Annotated in this window: 24 protein-coding genes and 1 riboswitch; of the genes, 10 read left to right on the plus strand and 14 right to left on the minus strand. The window is 62.4% G+C overall.

Going from position 1 to position 25,405, the window contains the following annotated elements:
* Window positions 1-216: 216 nt before the first annotated feature.
* The 3 genes from dksA to LOL23_RS08280 form a co-directional block, all read right to left on the minus strand.
* The gene (gene dksA, locus LOL23_RS08270; protein WP_160980318.1) at window positions 217-660 is read right to left on the minus strand and encodes an RNA polymerase-binding protein DksA; all 444 of its coding nucleotides are present in this window, start codon (window positions 658-660) and stop codon (window positions 217-219) included.
* Between the two features lie 77 nt (window positions 661-737).
* Window positions 738-1,826, minus strand: a complete 1,089-nt coding sequence (locus LOL23_RS08275) for a CobW family GTP-binding protein (RefSeq protein WP_237173459.1) — start codon at window positions 1,824-1,826, stop codon at window positions 738-740.
* A gap of 183 nt (window positions 1,827-2,009) precedes the next feature.
* A complete protein-coding gene (locus tag LOL23_RS08280) occupies window positions 2,010-2,498 on the minus strand; it encodes a Fur family transcriptional regulator (protein WP_160980322.1) in 489 nt (162 codons plus the stop codon).
* A 376-nt stretch (window positions 2,499-2,874) separates the two neighbouring features.
* Between LOL23_RS08280 and LOL23_RS08285 the strand changes: the two genes are divergently transcribed.
* From LOL23_RS08285 to LOL23_RS08295, 3 genes are read left to right on the plus strand one after another with little or no spacing between them, the layout of a single operon-like run.
* A complete protein-coding gene (locus tag LOL23_RS08285; RefSeq protein WP_439652080.1) occupies window positions 2,875-3,597 on the plus strand; it encodes a metal ABC transporter ATP-binding protein in 723 nt (240 codons plus the stop codon).
* Between the two features lie 50 nt (window positions 3,598-3,647).
* Complete coding sequence (locus LOL23_RS08290; RefSeq protein ID WP_160980647.1) at window positions 3,648-4,493, plus strand: metal ABC transporter permease; 846 nt, start codon at window positions 3,648-3,650, stop codon at window positions 4,491-4,493.
* Window positions 4,494-4,496: 3 nt separating this feature from the next.
* Window positions 4,497-5,630, plus strand: coding sequence for a metal ABC transporter solute-binding protein, Zn/Mn family (locus tag LOL23_RS08295; RefSeq protein ID WP_237173460.1), 1,134 nt, complete (start codon window positions 4,497-4,499; stop codon window positions 5,628-5,630).
* Window positions 5,631-5,723: 93 nt separating this feature from the next.
* Here LOL23_RS08295 and xerC read toward each other — a convergent pair whose 3' ends face one another.
* The 4 genes from xerC to LOL23_RS08315 form a co-directional block, all read right to left on the minus strand.
* Window positions 5,724-6,671, minus strand: a complete 948-nt coding sequence (gene xerC, locus LOL23_RS08300; RefSeq protein WP_160980326.1) for a tyrosine recombinase XerC — start codon at window positions 6,669-6,671, stop codon at window positions 5,724-5,726.
* A gap of 10 nt (window positions 6,672-6,681) precedes the next feature.
* Window positions 6,682-7,365, minus strand: a complete 684-nt coding sequence (locus LOL23_RS08305) for a DUF484 family protein (RefSeq protein ID WP_160980328.1) — start codon at window positions 7,363-7,365, stop codon at window positions 6,682-6,684.
* 56 nt (window positions 7,366-7,421) lie between these two features.
* Window positions 7,422-8,333 (minus strand): diaminopimelate epimerase, encoded by a 912-nt coding sequence (gene dapF / locus LOL23_RS08310; protein ID WP_160980330.1) that lies wholly within the window; start codon window positions 8,331-8,333, stop codon window positions 7,422-7,424.
* A 180-nt stretch (window positions 8,334-8,513) separates the two neighbouring features.
* Window positions 8,514-9,407 carry a lysophospholipid acyltransferase family protein gene (locus tag LOL23_RS08315; RefSeq protein ID WP_160980332.1) on the minus strand — a complete coding sequence of 298 codons (894 nt, stop codon included), beginning with the start codon at window positions 9,405-9,407 and terminating at the stop codon, window positions 8,514-8,516.
* A 321-nt stretch (window positions 9,408-9,728) separates the two neighbouring features.
* Between LOL23_RS08315 and metK the strand changes: the two genes are divergently transcribed.
* From metK to metF, 5 genes are all read left to right on the plus strand, one after another.
* On the plus strand, window positions 9,729-10,895 hold the full coding sequence (gene metK, locus LOL23_RS08320; RefSeq protein WP_160980334.1) for a methionine adenosyltransferase: 1,167 nt from the start codon (window positions 9,729-9,731) through the stop codon (window positions 10,893-10,895).
* Window positions 10,896-11,181: 286 nt separating this feature from the next.
* A complete protein-coding gene (locus tag LOL23_RS08325) occupies window positions 11,182-11,406 on the plus strand; it encodes a DUF1289 domain-containing protein (protein WP_160980649.1) in 225 nt (74 codons plus the stop codon).
* 128 nt (window positions 11,407-11,534) lie between these two features.
* Window positions 11,535-11,632: riboswitch (S-adenosyl-L-homocysteine riboswitch) on the plus strand.
* Between the two features lie 76 nt (window positions 11,633-11,708).
* Complete coding sequence (ahcY, locus tag LOL23_RS08330) at window positions 11,709-13,127, plus strand: adenosylhomocysteinase (RefSeq protein ID WP_160980336.1); 1,419 nt, start codon at window positions 11,709-11,711, stop codon at window positions 13,125-13,127.
* 125 nt (window positions 13,128-13,252) lie between these two features.
* A complete protein-coding gene (locus tag LOL23_RS08335; RefSeq protein ID WP_160980338.1) occupies window positions 13,253-13,591 on the plus strand; it encodes a phage holin family protein in 339 nt (112 codons plus the stop codon).
* Between the two features lie 42 nt (window positions 13,592-13,633).
* Window positions 13,634-14,473 carry a methylenetetrahydrofolate reductase [NAD(P)H] gene (metF, locus tag LOL23_RS08340; protein WP_160980348.1) on the plus strand — a complete coding sequence of 280 codons (840 nt, stop codon included), beginning with the start codon at window positions 13,634-13,636 and terminating at the stop codon, window positions 14,471-14,473.
* Window positions 14,474-14,559: 86 nt separating this feature from the next.
* Here the strand turns inward: metF and LOL23_RS08345 are convergent, their stop codons facing one another.
* Window positions 14,560-15,192 carry a 5-formyltetrahydrofolate cyclo-ligase gene (locus tag LOL23_RS08345; protein WP_160980651.1) on the minus strand — a complete coding sequence of 211 codons (633 nt, stop codon included), beginning with the start codon at window positions 15,190-15,192 and terminating at the stop codon, window positions 14,560-14,562.
* 25 nt (window positions 15,193-15,217) lie between these two features.
* On the opposite strand from LOL23_RS08345, the gene LOL23_RS08350 reads away from it, so the two are divergent.
* Window positions 15,218-17,362, plus strand: coding sequence for a lytic transglycosylase domain-containing protein (locus LOL23_RS08350; RefSeq protein WP_439652076.1), 2,145 nt, complete (start codon window positions 15,218-15,220; stop codon window positions 17,360-17,362).
* A complete protein-coding gene (locus LOL23_RS08355; RefSeq protein ID WP_160980352.1) occupies window positions 17,362-18,636 on the plus strand; it encodes a tRNA nucleotidyltransferase/poly(A) polymerase-related protein in 1,275 nt (424 codons plus the stop codon). The genes LOL23_RS08350 and LOL23_RS08355 overlap by 1 nt, the downstream gene beginning before the upstream one ends.
* A gap of 71 nt (window positions 18,637-18,707) precedes the next feature.
* Here the strand turns inward: LOL23_RS08355 and LOL23_RS08360 are convergent, their stop codons facing one another.
* From LOL23_RS08360 to trpD, 6 genes are all read right to left on the minus strand, one after another.
* Window positions 18,708-19,466, minus strand: coding sequence for a 2-keto-4-pentenoate hydratase (locus LOL23_RS08360; protein WP_237173462.1), 759 nt, complete (start codon window positions 19,464-19,466; stop codon window positions 18,708-18,710).
* Window positions 19,467-19,550: 84 nt separating this feature from the next.
* Window positions 19,551-20,834, minus strand: coding sequence for a class I SAM-dependent methyltransferase (locus LOL23_RS08365; protein ID WP_237173463.1), 1,284 nt, complete (start codon window positions 20,832-20,834; stop codon window positions 19,551-19,553).
* Between the two features lie 63 nt (window positions 20,835-20,897).
* Window positions 20,898-21,080 (minus strand): hypothetical protein, encoded by a 183-nt coding sequence (locus tag LOL23_RS08370; RefSeq protein ID WP_202411763.1) that lies wholly within the window; start codon window positions 21,078-21,080, stop codon window positions 20,898-20,900.
* 186 nt (window positions 21,081-21,266) lie between these two features.
* On the minus strand, window positions 21,267-23,012 hold the full coding sequence (locus LOL23_RS08375; RefSeq protein WP_237173464.1) for a DEAD/DEAH box helicase: 1,746 nt from the start codon (window positions 23,010-23,012) through the stop codon (window positions 21,267-21,269).
* 512 nt (window positions 23,013-23,524) lie between these two features.
* Window positions 23,525-24,313: an indole-3-glycerol phosphate synthase TrpC gene (gene trpC, locus LOL23_RS08380; RefSeq protein ID WP_160980360.1), complete on the minus strand. Its 789-nt coding sequence runs from the start codon at window positions 24,311-24,313 to the stop codon at window positions 23,525-23,527.
* Window positions 24,310-25,341, minus strand: a complete 1,032-nt coding sequence (gene trpD / locus LOL23_RS08385) for an anthranilate phosphoribosyltransferase (protein ID WP_160980362.1) — start codon at window positions 25,339-25,341, stop codon at window positions 24,310-24,312. The genes trpC and trpD overlap by 4 nt, the downstream gene beginning before the upstream one ends.
* Between the last annotated feature and the right edge of the window lie 64 nt (window positions 25,342-25,405).

Below are 25,405 nucleotides of genomic sequence, written 5' to 3' on the forward strand. Positions count from 1 at the left end.
GGTGCGCGGCCAAGCCATGGACGCAGTGCCAACAAAAAAGGCCCGTGCAGGGCCTTGTCAAGACTTTGGGCGGCGCCACGGCCGCCGCGGTGGGCATCAATGGCGTAACACACCCGGCATGTGCGATGCGCACCACGCACAGCGCCACCTCGACCCCCCGCGGGTCGCGGTGTGGCGCGCGCTGTATACGGCTTGCACGGCGTGCCTCGGGCCGGATCAGTCGCCGTACAGCTTCTGGCGCATTTCACGGCGCTCTTGCGCTTCGAGCGACAATGTGGCCGTGGGGCGGGCAAGAAGGCGTGGGATGCCGATGGGCTCGCCGGTTTCTTCGCACCAGCCGTATTCGCCCGTATCGATCCGCGAAATGGACTGCTGCACCTTTTTGAGCAGCTTGCGCTCACGGTCGCGGGTGCGAAGTTCCAGCGCGTGCTCTTCCTCGATCGTCGCGCGGTCGGCGGGATCGGGCACGAATTGGGTCTCACGCAGATTTTCTGTCGTGGCATCTGCGTTATTGAGGATCTCCTGCTCGAGCTCTTTCAAGCGATTGCGAAAGAATGCAAGCTGGTCCGCATTCATGTAATCGGCTTCAGGCATTGCCAGCAGTTCCTCTTCAGTCAGCAACTGACCCTGAGCCTTTGCGGCGGCTGATTTGCTAGCCATGATTGTGTCCTCTTGTTGTAGTGTTGGTACTTGGGAACCAGAATACTGCTAACGTAGCGCCAGTGCGCGTTTCGTCATCAGACCAAGCATTGTTCCAGCCCCCGGGTGAAAATTTCCTGGGGGAGTTTACGGCCTATGAATACCATCTTGGTATTAGGCTTTTCACTGGATAACCATGGTTTTCCAGGTTCTGCGCCCATCAGCATGTGTACGCCCTGGAACAGCATGCGGCGGTTGATCCCCTTCAGGTACAGGATACCCTTGTAGCGTAGCAGGTCGGGCCCGTATACCTGGACGATGCCGCCCAGGAATTCCTCGAGCCGCTCGGGGTCGAACGCTTTGTTGGAGCGGAACACGAACGCGCCGATCTGGTCGTCGTGGTGCGCATGATGGTGGTGATGATCGTGGCCGCACGCCGGACCGCATTCGCCTTCGTGATCATGATCGTGGTCATGGTCGTGATCATGGTCGTGGGCGGCGTCGGGGTGCTCGTTGGCCAGGAACTCAGGGTCGATATCAAGAATGCTGTTCAGGTTGAAACCGCTGACATCGAGCAATTTGCTGATGTCGGTTTCACCGAAGTTGACGGATTCGATCGAGGCGCGTGGGTTGATGTGCAGCAGGCGCGCGCGCAGGGTGGCGTAATCGGCCTCGTTGACCAGATCCTTCTTGGAAATGAGAATGCGGTCAGCAAAGCCCACCTGTTTCTGGGCTTCTTCCTGCTTGTCGAGTGTTTCCATGCCGTGCTTGGCATCGACAATGGTGATGACGGCATCGAGCCGGTAGTATTCGGCGATTTCGTCATCCATGAAGAAGGTTTGGCAGACCGGGCCGGGGTTGGCCATGCCGGTGGTCTCGATGATGACGCGCTCGAAGTTGAGCTGGCCCGCCTCACGTTTGACGCGCAGCTCGTTCAGTGTGCGCATGAGGTCGCCGCGCACGGTGCAGCACACGCAACCGTTGCTCAGTTCGATGATTTCTTCGTCGCTGTCCTGGACCAGAAGATCATTGTCGATGCTTTCGGGCCCGAACTCGTTTTCGATGACGGCGATGCGGCGGCCGTGATACTCGGACAGGATACGCTTGAGCAGGGTGGTTTTGCCCGCCCCCAGAAAACCGGTGAGTATGGTGACCGGCACCATTTTGCCAACATTTGCGGCGTTCATTGCTTGCCTCGCATGGCGCGGTGCGTGCCATGCATTGCGCCAGGTACAGCGCCGGAGGCAATGCAGGAAGGTACCGCGCAAAAAACTTCAACCTGCGATTACATCACAGCATGCCTTTTAGGGCAAATTATTGTGATGAAACGATTTTGTCATGGATTTGTGCCAGTTTCGGAGGCTGGGGCGTTAGTGGCAATGCCCTGCTTCAGGGGCCTCGCGGTGGCACTGGGCGCACAGCCCGCGCAGCTCGGTTTCGTGGCCCGAAAGGGCAAAACCGGCGGCGGCGACGCGCTCGGCGAGCTGGCGGTTGAGCGATGGATCGCTCAGCTCGGCCACGGCGCCGCAGCGCGTACAGACCACAAGCAGATCGTGCGGCGTGCCGGCGGCATCGAGGCAGGCCGTCCAGGCGTTGATGGCATCGAGCCTGTGCACCAGGCCTTCTTCGACGAGAAAGTCGAGTGCGCGATAGACGGTGGGCGGCGCTGCGCCAGGCTGCACGGCACGGATCATGTCGAGCAGTTCGTAGGCCTTGACGCTGCGGCGCTGGGCCAGCAGGATCTCGAGCACCTTGCGGCGGATGGGTGTAAGCCGTTTGCCCCGTTCGCTGCACAGCGCCTCGGCGGTATGCAGTTGCGTGGCAACGGTGGCGGGCGGGCGTGATTGTTTGTGCGGCATGGCTGCGCTCTGGATTCAAGCGGCATCGTCCAGATTGCAGGAAGATGCCGCCGTTCTGCAAAGAATTCATCAATGTTATAACATAACAGGCTCTGATGATCTAAAAATGTTCCCAGGCTTCCATGTCTTGCTTCCGCTCACCGGGCCCCAATGTTTCGAGTGCCTATCATGGTTCAGCCCTGCTCGCATCGGGCTGGCAGCGCTTGGCTCGGGTGCTGCCAGCGGTGCTGTTCCTGTGGCTGCTGGCCGGCTGGGGCTTGGGCTGGTGGTAAGCGACATGGCGGCCACAGGCCTCGCTCATACGTCGCTGTCCACCCAGGCGGCGTCGGGTGCTGGCAGGGTGCCTGGCCAAGGTTCCCAGGCAGCGCCGCGGTCGGTGCCGGGCCCAGATGTCGTTATTTCGCTCGACCAGGTGTCCATCGGTTGGCGTGATCGTATCGCGGTGCGCGACGTCACCGGCGCTTTCTTGCGCGGCTCGCTCACCGCCGTCGTCGGCCCCAATGGGGCGGGCAAGTCCACCCTGCTCAAAGGTATCACGGGCCAGGTCAGTCCCTTGCGTGGGCATATCCGAGTGGCCGATGGCGACGGTTCGCGCCTGGCCTGCCTGCCGCAGGCTGCCGAAATCGATCGCGGCTTTCCCATAACGGTCTATGATCTTGTGGCCACGGGCGCCTGGCGGCGCGTGGGCGCCTGGCGTGGTTTCGGCGCGGCCGAGCATGATCGCGTCCAGTCTGCGTTGCGTGTGGTCGGGCTGGCTGATTTCGGCCGACGCATTATTGGCACGCTGTCGGGCGGGCAGTTGCAGCGTGCATTGTTTGCGCGGCTCATGATGCATGAGGCCGATGTATTGCTGCTCGATGAGCCCTTTGCCGCGGTTGATCGCGCCACCACCGAAGATCTCATGGCGCTGATGCACCGTTGGCACAACGAAGGCCGTACAGTTATCGCCGTGCTGCACGATCTCGATTTCGTGCGCGCCCATTTCCCGCAAGCATTGCTGATGGCTGGTCAAGCGGTTGCCTGGGGGCCTACAGGCCACGTACTTACGCTTGAAAACCTGCACTTGGCGCGCCACCTCTGCGCCGGGGACTACCTGTGATCGCCGACCTTTGGCATTGGCTCGCGGGGCCGTTCATCGAATACAGCTTCATGCGCCGTGCGCTGGCGGGTGCATTTGCGCTCGCCTTCGCGGCGGGCCCGCTGGGTGTGTTCCTGGTGCTGCGGCGGCTCAGCCTGGTGGGCGACGCCATGGCGCATGCCATTTTGCCGGGTGTGGCGGTGGGCTTCCTTACTGCGGGGCTGTCGCTCAGCGCCATGACCATCGGCGGTGTGGTAACGGGGCTGTTGGTGGCGCTGCTGGCAGGGGCCGTGGCGCGCCTCACGCCGCAACGCGAAGACGCCAGCTTTGCCTCATTCTATCTGGTGTCGCTGGGCCTGGGCGTGCTTCTGGTGTCGCTGCGCGGCTCCAATATGGATCTCATCCATGTGCTGTTCGGTACGGTACTGGGGCTGGACGACGCCGCACTGATGCTGGTCACCGTTGTGTCCAGCATTACGCTGGGCAGTCTGGCACTTATCTTCCGGCCGCTGGTGGTCGAATGTCTGGATCCTCAGTTCATGCGCAGCCAGGGGGGCACCGGTTCGCTCATCCACATGGGGTTCCTGGCGCTGCTGGTGCTCACGATGGTGGCGGGCTTCCAGGTGCTGGGCACGCTCATGGTGGTCGGTATCATGATGCTGCCCGCCACGGCGGCGCGCTTCTGGGTGGGTACCGTCGGTCGGCAGATGGTGCTGGCGGCGGCACTTGGCGCCGTGTCGTCCTATGCCGGTCTACTGTGCTCGTACTACGCCAATGTGCCGGCTTCTCCCGCCATCATTCTGGCGGCAGGATGCATCTATTTATTATCAGTCTGTATCGGTCCCTACGGAGGTCTGCTCCAAGCTGTGCGCAAGGCGCATGCCCGTCGTGAGCGAATATCCCATCTTCCGGAGTAATCAATGAACCTCACACACCTTTCGACCACGTTGGTGCGCCGACGCCATGTCCTGGCTACGCTGGGTGCGGTTGTGCTGTCCCTGAGCGGCACAGTCTGGGCAGCCGGTCCGCAGGCGGGGCAGCGCATGCCGGTTGTTGCAACATTTTCCATTCTGGGCGATATGGTGCGCGAAGTCGGTGGCGATTATGTCGACGTCACGACAATCGTCGGGCCCAATGGTGATGCGCACGCCTTCGAACCTACGCCCAAGGACGTAAAGGCGCTGGCCAATGCCAAAGTGTTGGTCTTCAATGGGCTGGATTTCGAAGGGTGGCTGCCGCGCCTGCTCAAAGCCTCGGGGTTCCAGGGCATGCAGTTGCTGGCCTCCAAAGATGTAAAGGTGCGTCGCCTGACCGCCGACGATTTCATTGCGTTCGGCGACAACCATGGTGGTCATGACAATGCGCCGGGCGCAGCGGCGCAAGCTGGCGACAGCCATGCGCACGACAAGGCGCATGCGCACGACAAGGGTCATGAGCATGACAAGGGCCATGAGCATGACAAAGACGATGAGCACGATAAGGGCCATGGGCACGATCACCACGACCATGCTGTCGGTGATATAGATCCTCACGCGTGGCAAGATCTCACCAACGGCATTCAGTACGTGCGCAATATCGCCGATGGGCTGTCGCAGGCCGATCCCGCGCACGCAAGCTATTTCCGCAACCGCGCCACGATCTATATCGAAAAAATGCAGAAGCTCGACACCGAGATCAAGAGTGTGCTGTCGGATATTCCCGCGTCGCGTCGCACGGTCATCGCCTCGCACGATGCCTTTGGCTACTTCGGTGATGCCTACGGCATTCGCTTCATTTCGTTAGTGGGTGTTTCGGGTGAGGCCGACCCATCCGCGAGGGATGTTGCCCGTGTCACCGATTTCGCGCGCAAGCAAGGGGCGGCAGGCATCTTTGTCGAAAACGTTACCAATCCCAAGCTCGTGCGCCAGATCGCCCGTGAAACCGGCGCGGTGGTGGGCGGTACGCTGTACTCCGACGCATTGGCACCAGAGGGTCAGCCTGCTGGCACCTATCTGGGTATGTTCAGCTGGAATGCCGGCCGCCTGATCCGGGTGCTTAAGCCCGACCATAAATAGGCTGGGGCGCGGCGGGAGCCGGCGCCACACGGCCGTGGCGCACTGGCCTGCCATCATGCAGGCTGTGTGAACAGCCTGGGGCGCTTATACGCTTCACCGCTTCTTGGCGCGCGGGTGCGCCTGGTCATAGGCCTGGGCCAGGTGCTGGAAATCCAGCCGGGTATAGATTTGCGTGGTCGAAATATTGGCGTGGCCCAGTAGCTCCTGCACGGCGCGCAGGTCTTGCGCCGACTGCAGCATATGGCTGGCAAAGCTGTGGCGCAGGCTATGGGGGTGCACATGCACGGGCAACCCCGCCTTGATGGCCATTTTCTCGAGCTGGGCCTGCACCACGCGCGGGTTAATGCGCTTGCCTCGTGCGCCCAGGAACAACGCAGCGTCGGTATCGGTGTCTTCGTAGCCGCGCAGAAACTGGTGCCGTACTTCCAGCCAGCGTTCGATGGCAACAATGGCTTTGCCTCCCAGCGGCACGCTGCGCGTCTTGCCGCCTTTGCCCAGCACCACCGCTTCGCGTTCTTCCAGCAGGATCCAGCTTAGCGATTCGTAGCCGGCGCGGCGCACGGGTTGGCGGTCGAGGCTGACGAGTTCCGCCACCCGCAGCCCACTTGAATACAAGACCTCGAACATGGCTTGGTCGCGCCGTGCGATGGGGTCGTCCGCCAACGGCTGGCCCGGGCGATCAAGCAATACCTGCGCTTGTTCCACCGATAGTGCCTTGGGTAGGCCGCGCGGTATCTTGGGGGCGCGCACGCCTTTTACCGGGTTGGCTTTCATGCCCGCCTGCGGCGCCCACCACTGGTAAAACCCTCGCCAGGCTGCCAGCGCGCGCGCCAGGCTGCGCGGCTTGTGGCCGCCGGCATGGAGCCGTGCCACTGTTTGCCGTATATGTGCTTCTGTCAGTGTTTCGAGCGCCGCGCCAGGGTGGTTTGCAGTGAGATGGTGCAAGTCTTGCCGGTAGCCGCCCAGCGTATGCGGCGAATAGCGGCGGTTTTCCTTCAGATAGGCCAGCCACTGTTCCATGGCCGCCGGCAACGCGTGCATGGCGCCGGCCTCAAGCTGCGTCGGGTGTGCCTGGCTGGCCCAGCCGCGAAAGGCTTGCGCAGGCGAGCCGGCCTATGGTCTCCAGGAACACGGTGCCCATGTCCGCCGAAAAGTGCTCCGGGTCTGGCGAGCCGAGCACCAACAGGCCTACCGGGGAGTCCTGCGGCGTGGCGCGCAGCGGGACAATGGCGATCGAGCTTGCGGGCGCAGCCAGCCAGCCAGCTGCTTCGTGGCCAGCGATAGGGCCGCAATACGGCTTTTCGAGACTGCGGGCGTAGTCGCGGATGGTGTCTGTGACGTCTTCGGTGAACTCGTGATTTTCGAGGCCGGGCAGGTTCCAGAGCCGCAGGGCCACAGCGGGCAGGTCGAACATATCGCTCAGGCTGCGCAGGATGAGGCCGGGCAGTTGCTGGCGTGCGTCTTCGGCCAGCAGGCGGCAGCACCAGTCGGTCAGGGTGCCGCTGATGCGCTCATTGCCTGTGGCGTGCTGCATCAGGCCAGAAAGCTTCCATTCCAGGTCTTTGGTGCGAGCGCGCAGCATCATGATCTGGCGCTCGCCCAGCGAGATGGCGCGGGTTTCGTTTGGATGCGGTACACGAAGCTCGGAGAAAATATCGGCGTGATCGCGGAAGAAGCTGGGGTTTTCCTGTAAGAACAGGGCAATATTGTGGGCGGAAAAGTTATCTTCGCTCATGGGGTGTGTATCCTGTCAGTTGCGTGGGGAGGGGCGCCCTGGCGTGGTGGCTGAGATCAAGCCTGCAGGGCGTCACGCTCGCGGGCCTGGCGGACCAGCGCATCGGGATCGACCTCGCCGGCAAATACCACCGCGGTTGGCCCGCTCATGCGCAGGTTGGCACCGTCCCATTCGATGGTAAGTTGGCCGCCGCGCGTTTGTACGCGCACCGGGCTGTCGAGCAGGCCGCGCCTGATGCCGGCCACGACGGCCGCGCAGGCTCCAGTGCCGCATGCCAGGGTTTCGCCGGCGCCGCGCTCGTAGACGCGCAGGGCGATGTCGTGACGGCCCGTTACCTGCATGAACCCGGCGTTTACCCGGCGTGCAAAGCGTGGGTGTGATTCGATCAGCGGCCCCACCTTGCCGACCGGCGCAGCGTGGATGTCGTCGACCACCTGCACAGCGTGGGGGTTGGAAATGGCTACCAACGACAGGCGGGCTTCGCCCAGGCCCGGCAGCGGGAGGATCCATACGGTGTCTTCGCCATCGGTTTCGCTGGCCAGGCCCTCGGCATCAAAGGCGAGGTCGGCCGGCGCGAAACGCGTCTGGCCCATATCGACCACGACTTCGCCGTTGGCGGCGCTTTGCAGGGTGAGCAGACCAGTGCTGATTTCGGCGCGCAGCGGGTTGCGGCGCGAGAGGCCCTGGTCGTGCACGAAACGGACGAAGCAGCGCGCGCCGTTGCCGCAATGTTCGACCTCGCTACCGTCGGCGTTGAAAATGCGATAGCGGAAATCAGCCTCTGGGTGCAGCGGGGCCTCGACCAACAGGATTTGGTCGGCGCCGATGCCAAAATGGCGATCCGCCAGCGCGCGGGCGCGCTCGGGCGTCATGTCGATGTTTTGCCGCACGCCATCCAGCATGATGAAATCATTGCCGGCGCCATGCATTTTCACGAAGTTCCAAGTCATTTTTCCATTATCGTGCATTGCAATGGATTTGTCCGTAGCCGGGCGGCGACATGGAAAGGCTGCGCCCAGCTTATTCGGCCGCATTTGCGTGTGTCGGTATTTGTTGGGGCTGACGGTTGCGGTTGACTGCCGCGGCGGGCATGGTGGTGCGTGGGCATGCGCGATGGCCCGGCGGGTGTGGCGTGCGGGTCTGTGCGCTCAATAGACGCCGGGCGCGCCCTCGGGCCTGGTCTTGAAGCGCCGGTGCACCCAGTAATACTGGGCGGGATCGGCCCGCACCCAGTCTTCAATCAGGCGGTTCACGCGCGCGGTGGCCGCTTCAATGGTGTCCTCGCCAGGGAAGTCTTCAAGCGGCGGCTTGACCTCGATGACATAGCGGCCAGTCTCCAGGTCCAGGTGGCTGACTACGGGCAGCACAGTGGCATCGTACGACTGGGCGATCTGTGCAGTGGTTGGCAGCGTGGCGGCGGGCACGCCAAAGAATGGCGCAAACACCGCGCCTTTAGGGCCGAAGTCCATGTCGGGCAGGTAGTAAACTGGCAGGCCGTTGCGCAGGTGGCGGATCATGCCGCGCACGCCTTCCTTGCGGCTGATCAGGTGCACAGCGTTGAAACGTGCACGGCCTTCGCGGACGATATCATCGACCGCCTCATCGCTTTGCCGGGTATAGATGGTGGCCGACTCGGGCACGTCCATCGTCATGCGGGTGGCGGCCGCATCAAGGCCGATGAAGTGGGGTGCAAGCAGCAGGATGCGCTGTTTGGCCGCCATCAGTCGCTGCATGTGCTCGAAACCTCGCAGCTCCATTTGGGCACGGATTCTTTCAGTGGTGCCGAACCAGCACAGGCCGCGGTCAACCACCGATTGCGCAAGCAAATGAAAATGCCGTTGAACCAGCGCTTCGCGCGCTTGCTCGCCCAGTTCGGGAAAGCACAGGGCAAGATTGGTGCGCACGATATGGCGCCTGGACTTCAGCAGGCGCGGCGCCAGCCAGCCCAGCGCGCGGCCCCAGCGCAACCGGGTGGGCGTGGAGCAGTTGCCGAGATAGTGGAAAAGCTTGCGCAGCAGAAAAACCTTGTTTTTGGGCGTCATTGGCAGTGTGGGGGCCACGCAACGGGGCGGGCGTAGGGCCGGTAAAAAGAAGAAGACAGCAAGGCAATATTGCGCCGGCAGACCCTGGTGCCGGTGCATGAATTTTATGCCCGCCGGTATTTTCGCTTAAAATACTTTTCATCGCCGAGTTAACCGACAACTTGCGGGGCGATGGCGCCCGGCGTAAGCCGGGAGGCATAAATACCGCTAAAGCGTCGCGCCTGATCCAACTGCTACGCAGATGTCCGAGGTGCAACGCGTTTCGTTCAACCTCATGCCGCGCTTCCACAAGGGGCCGGCGCACCATAGGACGTTACCGCCGTGGCAACTAACAACGATTTTCTCTTTACCTCCGAATCCGTCTCCGAAGGCCACCCCGACAAGGTCGCCGATCAAATCTCCGACGCCGTTCTCGACGCCATTTTCACGCAAGACCCGAACGCGCGTGTTGCAGCTGAAACATTGTGCAACACCGGGCTGGTCGTGCTGGCTGGTGAAATCACCACCACCGCCAATGTCGACTATATCCAGGTTGCGCGCGATACCATCAAGCGCATTGGGTACGACAACACCGAATACGGCATCGACTATAAAGGCTGCGGCGTATTGGTGGCCTACGACAAGCAGTCGCCCGACATCGCGCAAGGTGTAGACCGTACCAGCGAAGACGCGCTTAACCAAGGCGCTGGCGACCAAGGTCTGATGTTCGGCTATGCCTGCGACGAAACCCCCGATCTGATGCCCGCGCCCATCTGGTACGCGCACCGCCTGGTGCAGCGCCAGAGCGAGCTGCGCAAAGACGGTCGTCTCCCTTGGCTGCGCCCCGACGCCAAGTCGCAAGTCACATTCCGCTATCTCAATGGCCGGCCCGCCGAGGTCGACACGGTGGTGCTGTCTACCCAGCACGCCCCCGACGTTTCGCAGGCCGATATCCGCGAAGCCGTGATCGAAGAGATCATCAAGCCCAGCTTTGCCGAAGGCTTGATCACGCCCAAGACGCGCTTCCTGGTCAATCCCACTGGCGTGTTCGTCATCGGCGGCCCGCAAGGCGATTGCGGCCTCACGGGGCGCAAGATTATTGTCGACACCTACGGCGGCGCGTGCCCGCATGGCGGCGGCGCGTTTTCGGGCAAAGATCCTTCCAAGGTCGATCGCTCGGCGGCCTACGCTGCCCGCTATGTGGCCAAGAATGTGGTGGCGGCCGGCCTGGCGCGCCAATGCCAGGTGCAGGTCAGCTACGCCATCGGCGTGGCCGAACCTATCAACATTACGGTCTACACCGAAGGCACCGGCATCATCCCCGACGAGCAGATTGCTCGCCTGGTGCGCGAAACCTTCGACCTGCGTCCGAAGGGCATTATCAATATGCTGGATCTGCTGCGCCCCATCTACAGCAAGACGGCGGCCTACGGGCACTTTGGCCGTTCGGAGCCCGAGTTCAGCTGGGAAGCCACCGACAAGATCCAGGCACTGCGCCAGGCGGCCTGATCGCTTGAATGCCGGTGACCGCCTGCGGCGGCCACCGCGCGCCACGCCTGGTGCCTTGGCAGCCCGCCTGCCATTACACAGCCTTCGTCAGGGCGGGGCAATGCGGTTGGTGTAGCATCATGTTGTGTGGTGTTGTTCCACCGGCCCAGGCCGGTTGCCCGTCATTGTTTTTGCGCGCGGTTGTTTTTCGCCGCGCATTCTGGAGCCATTCATGAAAATCACAGAGGTGCACCGTTCGTCTTCCGCCCTGAGTGGAACGGGCGGCGGTGGTGCCTTGGGTGGTGTCATGGAGGCTTCTGCCAGCCGCGCCCACGACGAGGCCCGCAGCCTGTCGGTGACTGATTCGCCTTGTGTAGCGGTATGTTCAACCCTGTACGACGACATCTGCCGCGGCTGCGGCCGTACGGCGATGGAAGTGGCCAACTGGGTGTTTCTCGACGAGGCCGAAAAACGCGAGATCTGGGCCCGCATTACTGTCCAGGGCTATCCGCGACGCAAGCTCAAGAAGTAACCGCAAACAGGCCTTTTGGTGACCGGGCGAGGGCTTGGTTGCATAACGTGGCGTTGCAATGTTGCGCTCTGCGGCTGTTTCGGCTTTACGCTACAATTCTTCGACTACGCACAGTGCGCTAGCCTGTGCATCCTGAGGGGCGCTGCAACGGCGTGGCTTCGGCAGCAAGCATGCTCCGCCACCCGCTAGGCTCAGGTAAAACCGTTTCGAACGGCGCTCATCGTTACCCTGTACGGGCAAGGATGAGCACATGGCATACGTGACGCGCAACCGGCCAGTACAGGTTTATGGAAAACTACGCCATGAATACTGTTGCTGACGCCACATTCTCCGACTACAAAATCGCCGATATTGCTCTGGCAGGCTGGGGCCGCCGCGAGATCGCCATTGCCGAAACCGAAATGCCGGGCCTGATGGCCACGCGCGACGAATACGCCGCGGCCCAGCCGCTCAAGGGCGCTCGTATCGCCGGCAGCCTGCACATGACGATCCAGACGGCGGTGCTGATCGAAACCCTGAAAGCGCTGGGCGCCGACGTGCGCTGGGCTTCGTGCAATATCTTTTCCACGCAGGATCACGCCGCCGCCGCCATTGCGGCCAGTGGCACGCCGGTGTTCGCCATCAAGGGTGAAACACTTGAAGACTACTGGCAGTACACGCACCAGATCTTCGAATGGCCCAACGGCGAACACGCCAACATGATCCTTGATGACGGCGGCGACGCCACGCTGCTACTGCACCTGGGCGCGCGCGCCGAAGCCGATGCTTCCGTGCTTGCCAACCCCGCCAGCGAAGAAGAACGCGTGCTGTTCGCGGCCATCAAGAGTACGCTGGCGCGTGACGCCAAGTGGTATTCCACTCGCCTCGCGGCCGTGCAGGGCGTGACTGAAGAAACCACCACTGGTGTGCATCGCCTTTATCAGATGTCGCGCAAGGGCGAGTTGGCCTTCCCTGCCATCAACGTCAACGACTCGGTCACCAAATCCAAATTCGACAATCTGTACGGTTGCCGCGAGTCGCTGGTCGACGGCATCAAGCGCGCCACCGACGTCATGGTGGCTGGCAAGATCGCTGTGGTGTGCGGCTTTGGCGATGTAGGCAAGGGCTGCGCCCAAGCGCTGGCGGCGTTGCGCGCCCAGGTATGGGTCACCGAAATCGACCCCATCTGCGCGCTGCAGGCGTCCATGGAAGGTTACCGCGTGGTCACGCTCGAAGAGGCGGCCGATAAGGCCGATATCTTTGTTACTGCCACAGGCAACTACCATGTGATCACCCGCGATCACATGAGCCGCATGAAAGACCAGGCGATCCTGTGCAACATCGGCCACTTCGACAATGAAATCGATGTTGCGTCCATTGAGGACCTGAAGTGGGAAGAGATCAAGCCGCAGGTCGACCATGTGATCTTCCCCGATGGCAAGCGCATCATTCTGCTGGCCAAAGGCCGCTTGGTGAACCTTGGCTGCGCCACCGGGCATCCTTCTTTCGTGATGTCGGCCTCGTTCACCAACCAGACCATCGCGCAGATCGAGCTTTTCACACGTGGCGAGGCCTACGAAAAGGGCCAGGTATACGTCTTGCCGAAGCATCTTGATGAAAAGGTCGCGCGCCTGCATCTGAAGAAACTCGGCGTGCACCTCACCGAGCTGAGCGCAGAGCAGGCCGATTACATCAGCGTGCCTGTGCAAGGCCCCTACAAGCCCGATCATTACCGTTATTAATGGTGTTTCGGGCGCCGCACGGCCCCGCCGCCCGATCATGGGTGGGGTGCCGTCGGCGAACAGCCGAAGCAGCGAGCCGACTGCAACCTGTTTCCCGCGTCGCGGGGTTTTGAAGGAGCTTCATTATGGAACTGATACTCGTCTGGATCCTGAACGCCGTCGCCCTGTTGATCGTGGCGTATCTGTTGCCCGGCATCACGGTTGCCTCATTCGGCTCGGCACTCATCGCGGCGCTGGTGCTGGGCCTGCTGAACACGCTGGTCAAGCCGGTGCTGATACTGCTCACCCTACCCATCACCATTGTCACGCTGGGCCTGTTCCTGCTGGTGCTCAACGCGCTGGTGTTCTGGTTTGCGGGGTCGGTGCTCAAGGGGTTCCAGGTAAATGGTTTCTGGTGGGCCTTGCTGGGCGCCTTTATCTATAGCGTCGTCTCGGGCGTGCTTTCGCGCCTGCTGACGACTTGATTATTTGAACACCCTGCTGCGCGGGGTGCGGAGTTTCTCAGGATGAGTAGCAAACAGACGGTCAGCCTGGAGTTTTTTCCACCGCGCGATATTGCGGCCCAGGAAAAACTGGTGCGTTCAGCCAAGCAATTGCTGGCTGTGCGGCCTGAGTACGTAAGCGTGACGTTTGGGGCCGGCGGGTCTACCCGCTCTGGCACGGCTGACACAGTGCGCATGATGCAAAACCTGGGTTGTGATGCGGCACCCCATCTGTCGTGCATCGGTGCCACACGCGCCGTACTCGGCGAAATCCTGGACGCCTATCGCCAGCATGGGGTGCGGCGCCTGGTCGCCTTGCGCGGCGATCTGCCGTCGGGTATGGGGGGGGATGCCGGCGAGCTGCACTATGCGAGCGAGCTGGTTGCCTTTATCCGCCAGCACAGCGGCGATTGGTTTCATATCGAAGTGGCTGCCTACCCCGAAACCCATCCGCAGGCAGCTAGCGGGCAGGCTGATCTCGCGCATTTCGTGCACAAGGTGAATGCCGGGGCCAACAGTGCCATCACCCAGTATTTCTTCAATGCCGACGCGTACTTCGATTTTGTGGACAGGGCGCGGGCCAAAGGTGTAACGGTGCCTATCGTGCCAGGCATCATGCCCATTACCAACCACACCCAGTTGGCGCGGTTTTCTACCATGTGCGGCGCCGAAATCCCGCGTTGGGTGCGTCAGCGCCTCATTGATTTTGGCGACGACAAAGCCTCCATCAAGGCCTTCGGCGTAGACTTCATCACGCGCATGTGCCAGCAATTGCTGGATGGCGGCGCGCCGGGTCTGCATTTTTATACGCTCAACAGCGCCGAGGCCACGCTGGCCATCTGCCAGCACTTGCGGCTGAACTGAGCGACAGGGCCGCGGATGCGCGGCATGGCCGTTCGGTGTGGCTTGGTGCTTGGTGCCTGTTGCGGCTGCCGCGCAGGCCGGGTGCTTCAGCCCAGTACGGGCGCAGGCTTGGCCCAGCCCTTGTCGGTCAGGATGGCGTCCAGCCGGACGTCATGCGGGGCGGGCTGGTAGGTGTCGGCCGACAGGTCGCCCGTGGCCCAGGCAATGCCGATGGTGACGAAGCGCTGGCCGGATGCCTTCAGGGCGGCCAGGGTGCGGTCGTAGTAACCTTTGCCGTAGCCGACGCGGTCACCCTGGCGTGTATACCCCAGGGTGGGCACCAGCACGATGTCTGGCGGCGGCGCGAGCTCGCCGGCTGGTTCCTGGATACCATAGGCGCCTAGGCGCATCGGCGCGTCGGGCGTCCACAACCGAAACTCTAGTGGTGCGCTTTCGGCCGTGACGACGGGCAGGGATACGCGGTATCCTTCTTCCTCAACCCATTGCTGCAACAGTGGTTGCAGGTCGGGTTCGTCTTTCATAGACCAGAAGGCAGCAATCGTGCGGGGTTCGGGCAGGCCTGCCTCGCGCAGGCGCGTACGGTTCGTGGCCAGCCACGTAAAAAGTCGGCCGCGTATCAGTAGTGCGCCCCGGCTGCGGTCCGTCGGGTTCTGGGCCTCCCGGCGTTGTTTAAGGCGTATGCGCAATGGGCCTGCTTGTGTGTCAGTGCTGTCGGTCATGAGTGTGTCAGGGGAATGAATCACGATGTTATCCAATAAGAAACGGTATCAGAAATCCGTGGATGTGTCCGCCGTACCCCCGGCCGTCAGGCTGCGGGCGGGCGCCTGTATGGTGCTTGCGCTGGCATTGGCCGGCTGCGGCAGCACAGACGGCGCGCGCGATGCGCACGCAGGGGCGCCCAAGTCCCAGGCTGTTGCGCCAGCGGCGGTTCCTGCTACCGATATCGTGCAGGTGGCGTCATTGGTGCCCGTGCCGCCAGCAGGTGGCCAGGCCGGGCCGGTTACGCTTGCCGTGCCGCCCGAAGCGCGCCAGGCGGTCGTCGATGCGCGCGCAGCCAGGCAGGCCAGGCAGTGGGATCGCCTCGACGCCCTGGTGCCGGTGGCGGCCGCGGACCACGTGCTTGGCGCCTATGCCGAATACTGGTCGCTGTCGCGTGCATTGGCCGACGACACGCAGCCTGTCCCAGACGCGCGCATTCGCGACTTCATGGCACGGCATGCGGGTACGTATCTGGCCGAGCGCATCAAGGGCAGTTGGGTAGTTGCCGCTACCCGCGCGGGCGATTACCGCCTGGCCGCCAGCCTTGCTCCCGTGGCCAGCGCCACAACTTCCGAAACATGCTCATTGTTGCTGTCCAGGCATATGGCGGGCCAACGGGTTACGGCGCAGGCGGTGCTCGACGCTTTCAAGCCCAACAGCCAGTGCTGGTCCATGATGGACCAGATGGCGGAAAGCAAGGTCGTCGGTTGGGACCAAATGGTGTTCGAGCTGCGCACTATTCTCGAGACCAACAAGGCTTCGCATGCACAGCGCATGGCAGCCGTAATGTTCAGCCCGGCCGAAATGGTGCAGTATGCCGCGCTGATGAAGAACCCGCGCAAATGGCTGGACGGCCGCGCCGCGCCCAGCAGCAAGGCCGATATCGAACTGGTTACGGTGGCACTGTCGCGCCTCGCTTATGGCGATAACCGGGCCGAGAATGCGGCGTATGTGCAGAGCAAATGGGGCAATGCGCTGCCCAAAGACAATATCGGCTGGGTCTGGAGCCAGTTTGGCCTGGTTGCGGCGTTGAAAGTAGAGCAGGACGCCGCGCAGTGGTACCGGCGCTCGGGCACAGCGCCCTTGTCAGACTATAACCACGCCTGGGAGGTGCGCGCCGAACTGCGTCAGCCAACAATAGACTGGAAGCGTGTTGAGCAGGCGATTAAACGCATGTCCGAACGCCAGGCTTCCGAAACGGTATGGATGTACTGGGCAGGGAGAGCGATGATGGCGCAGGGCCGGCATGATGCGGCCCGCGCCAAGTTCGAAGCCATTGCGCCCGTTTTCGATTTCTATGGGCAGCTTGCCAGTGAAGAGTTGGGCCGCACACCGTCGCTGCCAGCCGCGCCGGCGCCGGTGTCGGCGGCTGAGATGGCCGAGGCCCGTGCCAATCCTGGTTTGCGGCGAGCGATTGCGCTGTTCGATTTGGGCTGGCGCCCTGAAGCCGTGCCGGAATGGAACTTCGCTATTCGCGGCATGAGCGACCGCCAGCTGCGCGCCGCCGCCGAGGTGGCCCGCCAGGAGCACATCTATGACCGCGTCGTGAATACATCACTGTTGACACGCAGCGAGGTCGATTTCTCGCAGCGCTTCATTGCGCCATTCGAAGGTCGCGTCACGAAAACAGCTCGTGACATCTCGTTGGACCCGGCCTGGGTCTACGGCTTGATTCGGCAGGAGTCGCGGTTCATCATGAATGCGCGGTCCAGTGTGGGTGCTTCGGGGTTGATGCAACTGATGCCTGCTACGGCGCGCTGGGTGGCCAAGAAGATCGGCATGGCTGATTTCACGCCGGCGTCGGTCAACGACTTTGAAACCAATACCGTCCTGGGCACCAACTACCTGAATATGGTGCTGAACAAGCTGAATGGCTCGGAAGTGCTGGCTACGGCGGGTTACAACGCTGGCCCCAAACGGCCGGTGCTTTGGCGCTCCAAGCTTGCGGCGCCGGTGGAGGGTGCGATTTTCGCCGAAACGATCCCGTTTACCGAGACACGGCTGTACGTGAAGAACGTTATGTCCAATGCTACCTATTACGCCATGCTTTTCACGGGCCGGCCTCATTCGCTCAAGCAGCGGCTGGGCACGGTGACGCCCGAGGCTAATCGGACGGTGGCGTTGCCCTGATGGCCAAGGGCGCGGATCCCGTTCTCGCGGGGCTGGAGGTCTATATTGTTGGCGGCGCGGTGCGCGATGCCTTGTTGGGCCTGCCTGCGGGCGATAGCGATTGGGTGGTGGTAGGCGCCACGCCCGAAGACATGTCGCGTCGGGGGTTTATCCCCGTTGGTGGCGACTTCCCGGTGTTTCTGCATCCGCGCACGAAAGAAGAATACGCATTGGCGCGCACCGAGCGCAAATCGGGGCGCGGCTACAAGGGCTTCACGTTTTATACCGGCACCGATGTCACGCTGGAAGACGATTTGCGTCGGCGCGACCTCACAATCAATGCGATTGCCCGCCGGCCCGATGGCACGCTGGTCGATCCACTGGGTGGCCTGGCTGACCTGCGGGTGCGCGTGCTGCGCCATGTCGGGCATGCTTTTGTCGAAGACCCTGTACGCCTGTTGAGGCTGGCGCGCTTCGCCGCGCGTTTTCACGACTTTTCCGTAGCACCCGAAACCATGGCGCTGGCGCGCCGGTTGGTGGCCGATGGCGAAGTCGATGCGTTGGTACCTGAGCGGGTCTGGAAAGAAGTGGCCAAGGGGCTGATGACCAGCCATCCTGCTCGGATGTTCGATGTGCTTGAAGATGCGGGTGCGCTGGCGCGCGTATTGCCTGGGCTGGCCTACGACCGCAAGGTGGCTGGCGCCGCGCTTGCCTGCGCGGCGCAGGCGGGGCTGGGCCTGGCCGCGCGCTTTGCGCTGTTGTGCCGTACGTCGCCGTCGCCGCAAGATATCGGGCGACACGTGAAGGCGCCGTCCGAGTGTATCGACTACGCGCGGCTGCTGCCCGATGTGGTGACCGCGCTGCGCGGCACGGCACACGATGCCGCCACGCCGGCGCAAGCATCAGTGCGTGGCAATACGCGGGGCCACGAGCCCGCGCAGACGTTACCGCCAGCAATGGGTGCGGCATCCGAGTCCGCATCACGTTCCCGCATCGCGTCGGGATACGACCTTGCGCATACGCCAGTAATGGGCGTGTCATCCGAGCCGGCGGCGTGGCTGGCGCTTATGGAGCGCTGCGATGCCCTGCGCAAGCCCGAACGCTTTCTTGATCTGCTCGCCGCCGCAGCCTGCGTGGTAACGGTGGATATCGACGCATGGCGTGCCCGGCTTCAAGCCGTGCGTGGCATCGACGCGGGTGCCATCGCGCGTTCGGTTGGAGGCGACCCTGCCCGCATCAAGCCGGCGCTTCATGCGGCGCGGCTAGAATCTTTGACACAAACAGCAGCCGGCTGAACAAGAAGACAGGCGCACGCCGACCGGGTGCTAAAACGGCACGTGCGCATAAGTACGAACGCCAGCAGTGGTCAGACGAAGGCGACTTCCACCCAGCCCAAGCCTTTCAGCCGGGCGTTGACGGTGGCGCCGGGCTCAGCGAACAGGACGCCGGAGCATGAACCGGTGGTGATGATCTGGCCTGCGCGCAGGCCGCCCTGGCGCTTGCCTGCATGGTTGGCAAGCCAGGGTAGCAGCCGCAGCACGTCGCCGGCCGCATTGCCGCCGATGGCGGAAAATACCTGCTCGTCGTTGAACAGTAGCTCTACATGCTGCGTCAACTGGTTGATGGTGAAGTTGGTGTCGCGCCCTTCGCCGACCACCAACCCGCCATGGCTGAGCGAGTCGGCTAGCGCGGAGTATGGGTCGACCTGAGTGCGGTCGGAGTAGCGGGACTCGATCAGTTCAATGACCGGGTGAACGGCGCCGACGGCGGCCAGCACTTCATCCAGGGAATAGGCTTTATCGCGGGCGGGCAGGTCGCTTTTGAGTTGGAAAGCGATTTCGGCTTCGATGCCACGCAGCCGAAAATCGCTGGATGACAGACGCACGGGCGCCTTCATGATGCCAGAGGCAGGCAGCGGTGCGCAGTTGGGCTCTCCGTCGGGGCTTGAGGCACCGACTTTCCAGCCGCCGATGGGGCCGATCTGGGCGATGACGGCGTCCTGGATGGCGTAGGCGTCGGCTTCGGTGTTGGGGCGGCATGCCGGCGCGAGTGCGTTGATCTGGGCAGAGTGCGCCCTGGCGTTCAGGAGTTGCTGCGCCGCTTGTGCGATGTGGTCGTTGGTCATGCTGTGGTGAAGAGATGTGGGTGATGGGCGGGCATCATGTACCGCCGTCCTGTCCCGCAGTGTACCGCGCCGTGTGGGGGGCGATCACAGGCGGTCGCGCCGGTCTCCGCGCTGGAAGCCCGTCAGCGGCCCGCCGATATCGCGCCCAATGGCAAGTACTTTGAACAGCTCTCCCATCTCGGCTTCGGAGATCAGCTTTTGCACGGCATTCATGGTGCTGGCATGCTCGGCAGCGGCCATGGGGGCGGTTGCCGCAGTGTTCTTCGCTGGCAGCAGCAGTTCGGGCAGGCCGGCATTGAGCAGGTAGCGTGCCTGCGAGCAGTAGCCCAGCACCTCAAGGCCGCCTTCCAGTGCGGCATCGGCCATGGCGGTGAAATCGACGTGCGCGGTGATGTCTTGCAGGCCAGGCAAAATGAGTGGCTGCGCATGGGTCTGATGACGGTAGTGGCACATCAGCGTGCCCTCCGCTCGTTGCGGGTGGTAGTACTCGCTGCGCGGGAAGCCATAGTCGACCAGCAGCGCCGCGCCGCGCCGCAGCCAATGGCCCATTTGCCTGATCCAGGCTTCGGCCTGTAGGTTGATTTCGGAGCGGTAGCCGGGCAGGACGGGCATGCGGGTGGCGACGTGCGCGCGCAGGTCGTCGGGAGCGGGCCGCATAGCCCATGTGAAGTGCGGCGCGGTTGCTTTCTCTTGCGCGTTTTGCGGGGCTGTAGCAGCGGTCGGCGCGTCGTCTGCGGCCGGATCGGGCGCCTCGCCAGCGTTGGTGTTGGTGGCGTATTGAACACCGAGCTCCATCAATTTCCCGTCGGCTGCCCACTGGAACATGCGGGCAGGCATGGCGTCCAGCACTTCATTGGCCAATACGCAGCCTTCAAAAGCGTGTGGCAAGGCGTCAAGCCAGCGCACGTTGGCGTTGAGCGGCGCCAGGCGCTGGCGCTGACGTTCACGCAGGTCGGCGGAGACATCGATGATAAGGTATTCGGGTTCGATGCCCGCCTGCCGCAGGGCGGGGATGACGGCAGCGGCCAGTGCACCGGAGCCGGCACCGAACTCGAGCACACGTTGGCTGCCCGACAGCTGAAGTACTTGCGCGACGCTGCGGGCGATGGTTTGACCAAACAGGGGGGTGAGTTCGGGGGCGGTGGTGAAATCGCCTGTAGGCAGATCGCTGCCGAACTTGGCGCTGCCGGCGGCGTAGTAGCCAAGGCCAGGTGCGTACAAGGCAAGGTGCATCCACTGGTCAAACGGCAGAAAGCCGCCGGCCTGATCTATGGCCTGCGCAAGATGGCGCGCGACCTCGTCGGAATGGGCGCGAGCGTCGGGGTCAGGGGCGGGCAGACCGGCTGGTTGCTGGATGGATCGGTTCATGGCGAGGTCTGGAGTATGGCGTGTGAGGCCTTGCCTGTAAGGGCTGGCACGTATGGGATGGCGTTACTGGTCGGGATCTTGTTTCTGTTTCAAGACCCAGAGCGAATGGCACATGGATACGAGGAAGCCGATGAGCAGGCCGGCCATGATGGCCACCAGGAAGTTGTCGAAGACGATCCAGAGTGGCAGCGAGAGCATCAGGGAAAGCAGCAGAGGTTTGCGGGCGAGCTGTTTCATACTGGCCATTTTAGCCGTTCGCTTTTGCTGCGTAGAAGTGGATCTTGTCTCGGTTCGCGTTCTTAAGCCCGTCGCTGTCGTGCATACGGGCCTGGGCGACAGCGATGCAGCGGGAAACTTCTAAGGGGGCGTGCGCACGCAAAAACGGGACAGGTGGTTCCTGTCCCGTTTTTGCGTGGGTAAAGCGTCTACCGCTTATGCGTAGCTGCGGCTGCGAGGGGCGGGTTTAGCGCTCTTTTTGAACGACGGGCGGCCAGCAGGTTTGTCGCCACGGGGGGCGAAGCCGGGGCGGCTGTCGTGCTTGGCGCCGTTGAAGGCGGGGCGGCTGCTGCTAGGCTTGCGGTCGCCGAACGCAGGGCGATCGCCATAACTGCGGCGGTCGTCGCCGGCGCGACGGTCGTCAAAGCTGCGGCGCTCGCCGAAGCCGGGGCGGTCTTCGGGGTTGCGGCGGTTATCGGCATTGTCGCGGTTGCCAAAAGGCTTGCGGTCGCCGAAAGATTTGCGCGCACCGGAGTCGTCGCGGGCTTCGAAATGAGGCTTGCCGCCGAAACGCGGCTTGCCTTCAGAGTGCGGCCGATCTTCGAAGCGAGGTTTGCCTTCAAAGCGTGGCTTATCGTCGAAGCGGGGCTTGCCTTCAAAGCGCGGTTTGTCGTCGAAACGCGGCTTGCCTTCGGAACGCGATTCATCGCCGAAACGGGGCTTGCCCTCGTAGCGCGGTTTGCCGCCGAAACCTGGCTTGCCGCCACGCGGTGCGAAGTCTCTGCCTTTGCCTTTGCGCTCGGTATAAGTGGGGCGCACCGATTTAGTGGGCTCCAGGCCTTCGATTACCTCGGCCGGGATAGGCTGGCCAATGAAGTGTTCAATGCGGCGCACCTTATGGCGCTCGGACGTCATGGCCAGCGTGAAGGCCAGGCCATTGCGACCCGCGCGGCCGGTGCGGCCGATGCGGTGCACGTAGTCTTCGGCTTGCATGGGCAGGTCGTAGTTGACGGCGTGGCTGATACCTTGCACATCAATGCCGCGCGCGGCAACATCAGTGGCAACCAGAATCTGCACGCGGCCTTTTTGCACCTGGGTCAGCGTGCGGGTGCGCTGGCGCTGGTTCATATCGCCATGCAGCGCGGCGGCCGCAAAACCTTGGTCAGCCAGTTTGTCGGCCAACTCGTCGGCCGCACGCTTGGTGGACGTAAAAACAATGGCTTGCTCGAGGTTTACGTCGCGCAGCAGGTGGTCCAGCAAACGCATTTTGTGCTGATTGTCGTCTGCATACAGCAGGCTTTGCGTGATATTGGTGTGCTTCTGGCGATGGCCCGAGATCACGATCTGCTCGGGCTCGCGCATCATATTGGCAGCAAGGCGTGCCACGGTGCCATCGAGCGTGGCCGAAAACAGCAGCGTCTGGCGGCTCTCCGGCGTACGGGCAACAATGTTCTCGATGTCTTCGATGAAGCCCATGTCAAGCATGCGGTCGGCCTCATCCAGCACCAGCGTATGAACGGTGGAAAGATTGACGCGCTTGGCCTGCAGGTGATCGATCAGGCGGCCAGGCGTGGCTACCAGCACATCCACGCGGCGCGACAGCGCCTTGAGCTGGGCGCCATAGGGCATGCCACCCACCACGACCGCGATGCGCAGGTCTTTGATGTGCGCGCCGTATTGGCGCGTGGCTTCGGCCACCTGCATGGCCAGCTCACGAGTGGGGGTGAGCACCAGCACCTGCACACCCGTGCCCTTGTTTGCCGGCATACTGGCAATGCGGTTCAAGGCGGGCAGCATAAAGGCGGCGGTCTTGCCGCTGCCGGTTTGCGAAGACACCATGAGATCCTGCCCAGCCAGAGCCTTGGGGATGGCCTGTGTCTGGACGGCGGTGGGCTCGGTAAAGCCCGTTTTCAGAATGGCGGACAGCAAGTTGGGCGAGAGGCCCAGAGTTTCGAAAGACATGAGTATCCTTGGCCGCGCAAAAGGCGGCATATCAATGGCAGGGGCTGCTTTTAGTATGAAAAGCCCGTTGCGCTGGTTGATTGGAGCATCGTGCCGACCGGATCAACCAGATATGCCGCGTTGAGAGGATACGCGGCGCAAGGCCAGGAGGTCAGAGATCGATGGCGCCGCGGCATGGGTGCTGAGGGATCAGTCAACTGCTATGACACAGCGTGTGTGCTGTATGAAAATGCCGGCGCGATAAATTGTGCAGTGCCGCGATTATATAGGTATTTTTCGTCTAGGGTAAACCCCTAATTTTATTGGGCTTGTTTTCTAGTGGGGATTTCGCAACAGATTACACGCGGAGCGCACTGAAAAGCACGCGGTGGTGCAAGGTTCAGAAGCTCGCGCGGCGCGCTTTTTTTGGCAATTACCGTACAGGTACAGCAGCGCCCAGGCTGGGGGCCGCCGCAAGAAGGCCCTGCCGCGCGGCCGGCGATGAATGGGCGCCGGCCAACGCGGGCGCGCTGTCAGCCGAACAGCGCTTGCAGCGCGACGCCAGGGTCGGGTGCGCGCATAAAAGCCTCGCCGACCAGGAAGGCATTGACGCCATGTTCGCGCATGGTGTGCACGTGTTCGGGCGTGAGAATGCCGCTTTCGGTGACGACACGCTTTCCTTCGGGGACATGAGGCAGCAGGTCGAGCGTAGTGTTCAACGAGGTTTCGAAGGTGCGCAGGTTGCGGTTATTGATGCCCAGTAGCGAGGTATTGAGCTGCAGCGCTGTGTCCAGCTCCGCCCGATCGTGTACTTCCACCAGCACATCCATGCCCAGCTCGGTCGCTACAGTTTCGAATTCCTTGAGCTGTGAGGATGTCAGCGCCGCCACGATCAACAGGATGCAATCGGCGCCAATAGCGCGTGCGTGGATGATCTGATACGGATCAATGATGAAATCTTTGCGCAGCACCGGTAGCGTGCAGGCTGCGCGCGCCTGGCGCAGGTGGTCGTACGCACCTTGGAAGAACTGCACGTCGGTGAGCACCGACAGGCAGGCTGCGCCGTGCGCCGCATAGCTGGCGGCAATTTCGGCTGGATTGAAGTTTTCGCGGATGACGCCCTTTGACGGCGATGCCTTCTTCACCTCGGCGATGACGCCGGGCTTGCCTTGTGCAATCTTTTCTTCGATGGCGCGGGCAAAGCCGCGCAGGTCTTTGCGGCTTTTGGCTTCGCGCAGCACGTCGGATTCGCTGCGCATCTGGCGTGCCGTGGCTAACTCAGCCTTTTTTGTTTCGAGAATCTTGGCAAGTATGTCGTTCATTTTTTCAACCTCCCGGTGTAGGCCCGGAATTGCTCCAGCTTGTCGCGTGCGGCGCCACTGGAGATCGCCTCGAAGGCGAGTTTCAGGCCTTCCTTTATTGAGCTTGCCCGATTACCGGCATAAATTGCCAGCCCGGCATTCAACCCAACGATATCACGTGCCGGCCCATCGACGTTGTTCAGGGCATCCATGACCAGCCGCGCGGATTCCTGGCGGTTGGCGACCCGGATAGAACGATTGGACACCATGGCCATACCGAAGTCTTCAGGATGGATCTCATATTCGCGCACTTCGCCGTTGCGCAGTTCGCCGACCAGGGTGGCGGCGCCCAGCGAGGCTTCGTCCATGCCATCCTTGCCGTGCACGATCAGCACATGCTTGGAACCCAGCCGTTCGAGTACCCGTACCTGTATGCCCACCAAGTCGGGGTGGAAGACGCCCATGAGTTGGTTGCCGGCGCCGGCGGGGTTGGTCAGCGGGCCGAGAATATTGAAAATGGTGCGCACGCCGAGTTCTTTACGCACTGCTGCAACGTTCTTCATGGCGCCATGATGGGCGGGTGCAAACATAAAGCCCATGCCGACATTGCTGATGCAGTCGGCGACTTGCTCGGGGTTTAGGTTTATGTTGAACCCCAGCTCTTCGAGTACATCGGCACTGCCGGACGAGGACGAGGCGCTGCGGTTGCCGTGCTTGGCGATGCGCACGCCTTGCGATGCTGCCACGAACATGGCGGCGGTGGAGATGTTGAAAGTACTAGAGCCGTCGCCGCCGGTGCCGCACATGTCGAGCAGGTCGTCGGGGTCGGGCGCATTGACCGGCAGGGCAAACTCACGCATTACCTGGGCGGCTGCCGTGATTTCGCCGATCGTTTCCTTTTTGACGCGCAGGCCCATGATGAGCGCGCTGGCGATTTGCGGCGATACTTCGCCCCGCATCAGCATGCGCATCAGATGCAGCATTTCGTCGTGGAAAATTTCGCGGTGTTCAATGCAGCGGGTTAGCGCTTCGGTAAGGCTGATTGTCACAGTCGGTCCTTTGTATCTTATGTGGTGGGCCCGCCGTCGTGTTTGGCTGCGGGGTTGGCCGGTG

The sequence above is a fragment of the Paracandidimonas lactea genome (genome assembly GCF_021653995.1).
GTDB lineage: Bacteria > Pseudomonadota > Gammaproteobacteria > Burkholderiales > Burkholderiaceae_B > Allopusillimonas > Allopusillimonas lactea.